General features: G+C 72.8%; 9 protein-coding genes. 3 read left to right on the plus strand and 6 right to left on the minus strand.

The features are described from left to right. Positions 1-92 precede the first annotated feature (92 nt). The 3 genes from KME75_RS38965 to KME75_RS38975 are packed head-to-tail and all read right to left on the minus strand — an operon-like array spanning position 93 to position 2,844. Positions 93-980, minus strand: coding sequence for a metal ABC transporter permease (locus KME75_RS38965; RefSeq protein WP_219419958.1), 888 nt, complete (start codon positions 978-980; stop codon positions 93-95). Next, a complete protein-coding gene (locus tag KME75_RS38970) occupies positions 977-1,828 on the minus strand; it encodes a metal ABC transporter ATP-binding protein (RefSeq protein WP_219419959.1) in 852 nt (283 codons plus the stop codon). The genes KME75_RS38965 and KME75_RS38970 overlap by 4 nt, the downstream gene beginning before the upstream one ends. 5 nt (positions 1,829-1,833) lie before the next feature. Next, complete coding sequence (locus tag KME75_RS38975; protein WP_219419960.1) at positions 1,834-2,844, minus strand: metal ABC transporter solute-binding protein, Zn/Mn family; 1,011 nt, start codon at positions 2,842-2,844, stop codon at positions 1,834-1,836. A 129-nt stretch (positions 2,845-2,973) separates the two neighbouring features. Between KME75_RS38975 and KME75_RS38980 the strand changes: the two genes are divergently transcribed. Then, positions 2,974-4,074 carry a LacI family DNA-binding transcriptional regulator gene (locus KME75_RS38980; RefSeq protein ID WP_219419961.1) on the plus strand — a complete coding sequence of 367 codons (1,101 nt, stop codon included), beginning with the start codon at positions 2,974-2,976 and terminating at the stop codon, positions 4,072-4,074. Positions 4,075-4,078: 4 nt separating this feature from the next. On the opposite strand, the gene KME75_RS38985 is transcribed toward KME75_RS38980, so the two are convergent. Further along, entirely contained in the window at positions 4,079-4,690 is a 612-nt protein-coding gene (locus KME75_RS38985; RefSeq protein WP_219419962.1) for a TetR/AcrR family transcriptional regulator, read from the minus strand. A gap of 31 nt (positions 4,691-4,721) precedes the next feature. Between KME75_RS38985 and KME75_RS38990 the strand changes: the two genes are divergently transcribed. Together KME75_RS38990 and KME75_RS38995 are read left to right on the plus strand one after the other, a co-directional pair. Continuing rightward, on the plus strand, positions 4,722-5,117 hold the full coding sequence (locus tag KME75_RS38990; RefSeq protein WP_219419963.1) for a DUF3291 domain-containing protein: 396 nt from the start codon (positions 4,722-4,724) through the stop codon (positions 5,115-5,117). A gap of 118 nt (positions 5,118-5,235) precedes the next feature. Further along, positions 5,236-5,808 (plus strand): HD domain-containing protein, encoded by a 573-nt coding sequence (locus KME75_RS38995; RefSeq protein ID WP_219419964.1) that lies wholly within the window; start codon positions 5,236-5,238, stop codon positions 5,806-5,808. On the opposite strand, the gene KME75_RS44430 is transcribed toward KME75_RS38995, so the two are convergent. After that, on the minus strand, positions 5,797-6,240 hold the full coding sequence (locus KME75_RS44430; protein ID WP_281424878.1) for an IS66 family transposase: 444 nt from the start codon (positions 6,238-6,240) through the stop codon (positions 5,797-5,799). The two genes, KME75_RS38995 and KME75_RS44430, sit on opposite strands and share 12 nt — an antisense overlap. Then, positions 6,156-6,469, minus strand: a 314-nt coding sequence (locus KME75_RS45435) for an IS66 family transposase (RefSeq protein ID WP_219419965.1), incomplete at its 5' end; no start/stop codon positions are given. The genes KME75_RS45435 and KME75_RS44430, both read right to left, overlap by 85 nt.

A 6,469-nucleotide genomic window follows, 5' to 3' on the forward strand; every position in this document is an offset into this window, starting at 1 on the left:
CAGCGCCGTCGCCGCTGAGCCGGCCCCCAAGTGGCAGGAAAGCCACGTTCCTGACGTTCAGCGTCGGGAACGTGGCTTTCCTGACGTTCGGGTCAGGCGGCGGCCACCCGGCGGGAGCGCACCCGGCCCACCAGCCGGCACCCGACGTAGAGCAGGAACGCGATCGTCGCGACGTAACCCGACACCGGCAGTCCGGGTGCCAGGGACAGCACCGTGCCGCCCACCAGGGACAGCTCGGCGAACAGCACCGCCAGCACGGTGGCGAGCAGCGGGTTCGCCGTGACCCGCGCCGCCGCGGCGCCCGGCGCGATCATCACCGACAGCACGAGGATCGCCCCGACGATCGGGACCGCGAGCGCCGTGGTGAGCCCGATGAGCACGGCGAAGACCAGCGAGAGGAACCGCACCGGCACGCCGCGCGCCAGCGCGACGTCCGGGTCGGTGCTGGCGAACAGCAGCGGCCGGTACAGCACCGCGAGCGTGACGATCACGAGCACGGCGACGACCGCGAGCACGGCGATGTTGGTGGAGTCGACCGACACGATCGAGCCGGTGAGCAGGCCGAACTTGTTCGACGCGCGTCCGCTGTAGAGCGCGAGCATCAGCACCCCGAGGCCGAGGCCGAACGCGAGCACCACCCCGATCACGGAGTCGCGCTCCCGTTGGCGCAGCCCGAGCAGCCCGAACACCAGCCCGGCGACGACGGCGCCTGCAACGGCCCCGACCCCGACACCGATCCCGATCAGCAGGGCGGCAGCGCCGCCGGTGAACGCCAGCTCGGCGGTGCCGTGGACGGCGAACGCCATCCCGCGCGAGACGATCAGCGGGGCGAGTGCCCCCGCGACGAGCCCGAGCACCGCGCAGGCGATCAACGCGCTCTGCACGAAGGGCAGCGCGAGCAGCTCGCCGATCCCCTCGAAGGTGAACAGGCTGCCCAGCAGGTCAGCTGCATTGATGGATGAACTCGCAAGCTCGTTCATTGGGGGGCTTCCTCGTGGCAGTGCTCGCCGTACGACTCCGCGCCGACGACCACGAGCCTGCCGCGCACGTTCAGCACGTCGATGTCGGTGCGGTACAGCTCGGACAGCACCTCGGAGGTCATCACCTCCGACGGCGGGCCGATCCGGAACCGGCCGTCCACGAGGTAGAGGATGCGGTCCACGAGCGGCAGCACCGGGTTGATCTCGTGGGTGACGAACAGCACCGCGGTGTCGGCGGCGCGCCTGCGCTCGTCGATCAGCCGGGTGACCGTCCGCTGGTGGGACAGGTCCAGCGACAGCAGCGGCTCGTCGCACAGCAGCACGTCCGGGTCGCCGACGAGGGCCTGCGCCACGCGCAGGCGCTGCTGCTCGCCGCCGGACAGCCGCCCGACCGGTGCGTTCGCGTACTCGGTGCCCCCGACGGCCGCGAGCGCGGCATCGACCCGTTCCCGGCGCCCGCGGCGGCCGCGCAGGCCCAGGCCGGGCCGGTGCCCGTCCAGGCCGAGGCCGACGAGGTCGCGGCCGCGCAGCGGCAGGTCGGGGTCGAGCGCCTTCTGCTGCGGGATGTACCCGATGCTTGGGCTGCCCCGATGCGGAGGACGGCCCGCGATGCGCACCTCGCCCGCCGACAGCGGCAGCAGCCCCAGCAGCACCCGCACCAGCGTGGTCTTGCCCGACCCGTTGGGGCCGAGCACGGCCACGAACTCGCCGGGCGCGACGTCGAGGTCGAGGCCCTCCCACAGCGTGCGCTCGCCGAAGCTGACGCGGGCACCGCGCAGCGACAGCGCGGGCGTCCGGACGGCCTGCTCGGTGCCGTCGCGGGTGGTGGCGGTGGGAGGTGCGGTCACGGTCTTCAGCTTCCGTCGAGGGCGCCGGCCAGTGCGTCGATCTGGCCGCCCATCCAGGTCACGTAGTCGGCGTCGTCGGGGAGGGTCTCGGTGACCTCCACGACCGGCACCCCTGCAGTCTCCGCGGCCTGTCGGACCTGGTCGGTGGTGGGGGTCTGGGTCTGCGCGTTGACGATCAGCGCCCGGACCGGGTCACCGGTGAACAGCGCGAGCGTCTCCGCGACGACGGCGGCGGGCGGGTCGGTGTCCTCCTCGATCGCCTCGGCGAACTCCGCGGGGGTGACGTCCGTCAGGCCGGCGGCCTCGATCAGGTACCCGGCCACCGGCTCGGTGGCGGCCACCCTGGCCCCGGACTGCGCGGTGCCGATCGCCTGCGCCCTCGTCAGCAACTCGCCCACCTCGGCGTTGAACGCCTCGGCGTTCGCCGTGTATTCCGCAGCGTTCGCGGCGTCGATCGCGCCGAGTTCGGTGGCGAGCTGCGTGGCCACCTTCTGGACGGTCGGCAGGTCGTACCAGACGTGCTCGTTGAACGCCCCGTGGTCGTGCGCGGGGGCCTCGCCCTCGGCGTGCCCCTCCTCGGCGTGCCCTTCCTCGGCGTGCTCCTCCGCGGGCGCAGGCTGCTCGGCGGCCTCGCCCTCGGCCGGGGCGAGCCCGGGGAGCGCGACGGCCTCGATCACGGTGCGCTCACCGCCTGCGGCCTCGACGAGCTGCGGGACGAAGGGGTCGTACCCGCCCCCGTTGAACACCACGATCGCGGCGTCCGCCACGGTCGCGGCGTCGGCAGGGGTGCTCTCGTAGGAGTGCGGGTCGGCGGCCGGGTCGGTGATGAGCGCCTCCACCGTCACGCGGTCGCCACCGACGGCGTCGGCGATGCTCCCGTAGACGTCGGTGGACGCGACCACGTTGATCGGCGCGTCCGCACCCGGTTGGTCGGCCGTTCCCGGTGCGGCCTGGGAGCCGCATCCGGCGAGGGCGAGGGCGGCGAGCGCGGCGACGGCGCTTCGGCGGAGCGACATGACTGCTGATCTCCCCGATCACAGTGGACTGATAACCATTGTCATTCACTCTAGCGTGTGAGGAGCAGCTCCCTCCTCGGGTGGGTCCTCGACTTTCCGTCTGAGTGTCTGAACCGTTACGGTTCGCCGATGGGGCCATCGAACGTGCGGCGTCCGGCGACCCTGGCCTCGCTGGCCGCGGAGCTGGGTGTGTCGCGGACGACGGTCTCGAACGCGTACAACCGTCCGGACCAGCTGTCGGCTCCTTTGCGGGCCCGAGTGCTGGAGGCGGCGCGCCGGCTCGGGTACCCGGGTCCGGATCCTGTGGCGCGGTCACTGCGCACGCGCAAGGCCGGGGCGGTGGGGCTGCTGCTCACCGAGGCGCTCTCGTACGCGTTCCGGGACCCCGCAGCCACCGGATTCCTGGAAGGCCTCGCGCTCGCCTGCGAGCAGGCGGGGCAGGGGCTGCTGCTCGTCCCGGTCAGCCCGGAGCACGCCGACGTCACCGCGGTGCACCAGGCGGGTGTCGACGGGTTCGTCGTGTACTCGGTGAGCGAGGACGATCCGCACTTCCTGGCCGTGCTGCAGCGGCCGGTGCCCACCGTCGTCTGCGACCAGCCGGTGGGCGTGGAGGGCGTCGACCGGGTGGGCGTGGACGACCGCGCCGGCATGCTGGCGCTCACCCGGCACGTCACCGGGCTCGGGCACCGGCGCATCGGCGTGCTCTGCATGCGGATCGCCGCGGGACGCAACGACGGGCCGGTTGCCGTCGAGCGGGAGGTCGCCGCCACCTACCCGGTGCAGCGCAACCGGCTCGCCGGGATCCGCGACGGCCTCGCCGAGGTCGGCGTGGACTGGGCCGACGTGCCCGTGCACGAGCGGTTCGAGCACAGCGTCGAGGCCGGGCAGGACGCGGCAGCGGCGCTGCTCGCGGCCCACCCTCGGCTCACCGCGATCGTCTGCACCTCCGACATCCTGGCGCTCGGCGCGCTGCGGCACGCCGCGGAGCGCGGGCTGTCCGTACCGGGGCAGCTGACCGTCACCGGGTTCGACGGCGTTCCCGAGGCCGAGCGGGCCGGGCTCACCACCGTGCGGCAGCCGGTGCTAGAGAAGGGGCGCGTGGCGGGCGAGCTGCTGCTCGAGCGCGGCGACCGCAACCGGCCCCGCCAGGTCACGCTGCCGACCGAGCTCGTCAAGGGCGCCACCAGCGGCGAGCCGCGCGCCGAGGAGCGGTTCTTCTCCGGCTGGTGACGCTCTACCCGTCGGCGCCGCGCAGGCGCTCGGCGACCGACCGGGCGAGCGCCGCGACGTCGCTGCCCGGCTCGGAGGTCACGGCGCCCTCGAGCAGCAGGGCGGACAGGCCGTGCACCAGCGACCACGCCGCGAGGGCGGTGACGCCCGCGTCGCCCGGGTCGCCCGCGTACCGGCTCGCTCCGGCGTGCAGCTGCGCGCCTGCCTGCTGCATGGCCGTCGTGAGCTGTGGGTCGTCCCGGCGGACGAGGCCGGGTGCGCGCATCACGGCGAAGTGGGCGGGGTGGCCCGTCGCGAACAGCACGTAGGCGACGCCGACGTCGACGAACCCGCCGTCCGCCGCGGCCTCGTTCAGCGCCTGACCCAGCAGCGTCCACCCCTCGGTCGCGACAGCGGTGAGCAGGCCCGTCTTGTCCCGGAAGTGGTGGGTCGGCGCGGCGTGCGAGACCCCGGCCCGGCGCGCGACGTCCCGCAGGCTGACGGCGACAGGGCCGTGTTCGGCGATCGCCTCGAGCGCGGTGTCCAGCAGCGCACGCCTCAGGTCCCCGTGGTGGTACGGCACGGGGTTCAGCCTAGCCGAGGTCTTGACGTTGACAAGATTCGCGCGGACGGGCATCTTGTCATTGTCAAGACCTGAAGGAGGAACAGTGCCCACGTTGCCCTGGACCAGCATTCACGAGCCCGACCCGGCCGCCGAGGTCGTGGTGATGGCGTCCCGATTCCGCGTGCGGGGCTTCCGCCACGTCCTGCCGTTCTTCCTCGACGCGATGCGGGTGCACGCCCAGACCCGGCGCGCCGAGGGGGCGCTCGGGGTGTCGCTGGTGGCGCACCCACTGCGCCGGGAGTTCCGCACGCTGAGCGCGTGGCGTGACCGCGCGGCGCTGAACGCGATGGTGCGCAGCGAGCCGCACCGCTCGGTGATGACGCGCCACCGGTCCGTCATGGCCGACTCGGCGTTCAGGTTCTGGACGGTGCCCGCCGCCACACTGCCACCGAACTGGGAGGACGCGGACCGCCGCCTGGCAGGGACGGCGACCCGCTGACGCGCGAGTCGCCCGTTTCCGACGCGCGAGTCGCCCCCGTTTGACGCGCGAGTCGCCGGGATCTGCCGATACCCACGACGGGCGACCCGGGCGGCCCGGATGCTCGTAGGCTCCCAGCGTGGCGATCCTGCGATGGGCCGAAGAGACGGCGCGTGCCGTGCTGGCCGACGCGCTGCCGCGCCGCTGGGTGCACGTGCAAGAGGTGGCCGTCCGCGCAGGGCGCATGGCCGTCGCGCTCGATGAGGAGAACGGAGAGGTACTACACGCCGCGGCGTGGCTGCACGACGTCGGGTATGCGCCCGAGCTGGCCACGACGTTCCATCCGCTCGACGGCGCGCGCTACCTGCGGACGGTCGGCGCCCCCGAACGGCTGGTGGGTCTCGTCGCATTCCATTCCGCGGCGGCCTCGGAAGCCCGATCTCTGGGGTTTTCCGGCGAAATGGCGCAGTTCGAGGACGAACGCAGCCTTGTGCGTGATCTGCTCTGGTTCGCGGACATGACGATCGGTCCCGGCGGGGAGTGCATGACCTTCGATCGGCGCATGGCCGAGTTGCAGGAGCGCTATGCGCCGGATCATTACGTTGTGCGCGCACTGGAAGTCGGGATCGGTGAGCGGCGCGCTGCCGTCGAGCGCGCGGAGCGGTGGCTCGATCTGGTAGGGCTCACCGATCGTAACCATTCAGGTGGTTGAGGCGCAGGGTGGTGACCAGGGGTTTCCGGTGATGGCGTCGCGCAGTGCGGTGAGGACGTCGGCGCCGTGTTTGCGGACGGTGGAGATGTAGCTGCGGATGCGTAGCCAGGCGCGGGCGGTGTCGGCGGAGCGGTGGCAGCCGCTGATCTTCATCTGGGTCTTGGTCGGGCGCACGTCACGCTCGGCCTGGTTGTTGGTGAACGGCACCGTCAGGTCGCGGGCGAACAGCAGCACCTGCTCGTCGCGGTCGCGTAGGCGTTCGAGCAGGTTGCGGGTCTTGGACTGTTTGCGCCCGGGTGTGCGGCGGTGTTCGGCGAGCCCGACGAGGATGGCGTGGCGCCACGATGTCAGTAGCGGTTCGGCGATCTCCGGCGGGATCTGGTGTTGTCGCTGCTCGCGGGCATGGTGGGCGGCAGTGTTGAGCCCGTGCAGCGCCCGGAGGGCCTGTTTGGGCCAGTCCTGGTCGGGGTGGCTTCGGCGGCGGCGACCAGCTCGCGGGCCAGGTGCGCGCCGCACAGGGCGTGCCGGGCATCGGGGTAGGCGTCGTAGACGGCCAGGGCGTCGTGCACGACCGTTCCGCGGAACGCGGGCAGTACGTCGAACTCGGTCACCGCGGCCCGGCCGCGGGAGGGGTGCAGGTGGTAGGCGGTCAGTGTCTCGG

Source organism: Pseudonocardia nigra (assembly GCF_019396355.1).
Lineage (GTDB): Bacteria > Actinomycetota > Actinomycetes > Mycobacteriales > Pseudonocardiaceae > Pseudonocardia > Pseudonocardia nigra.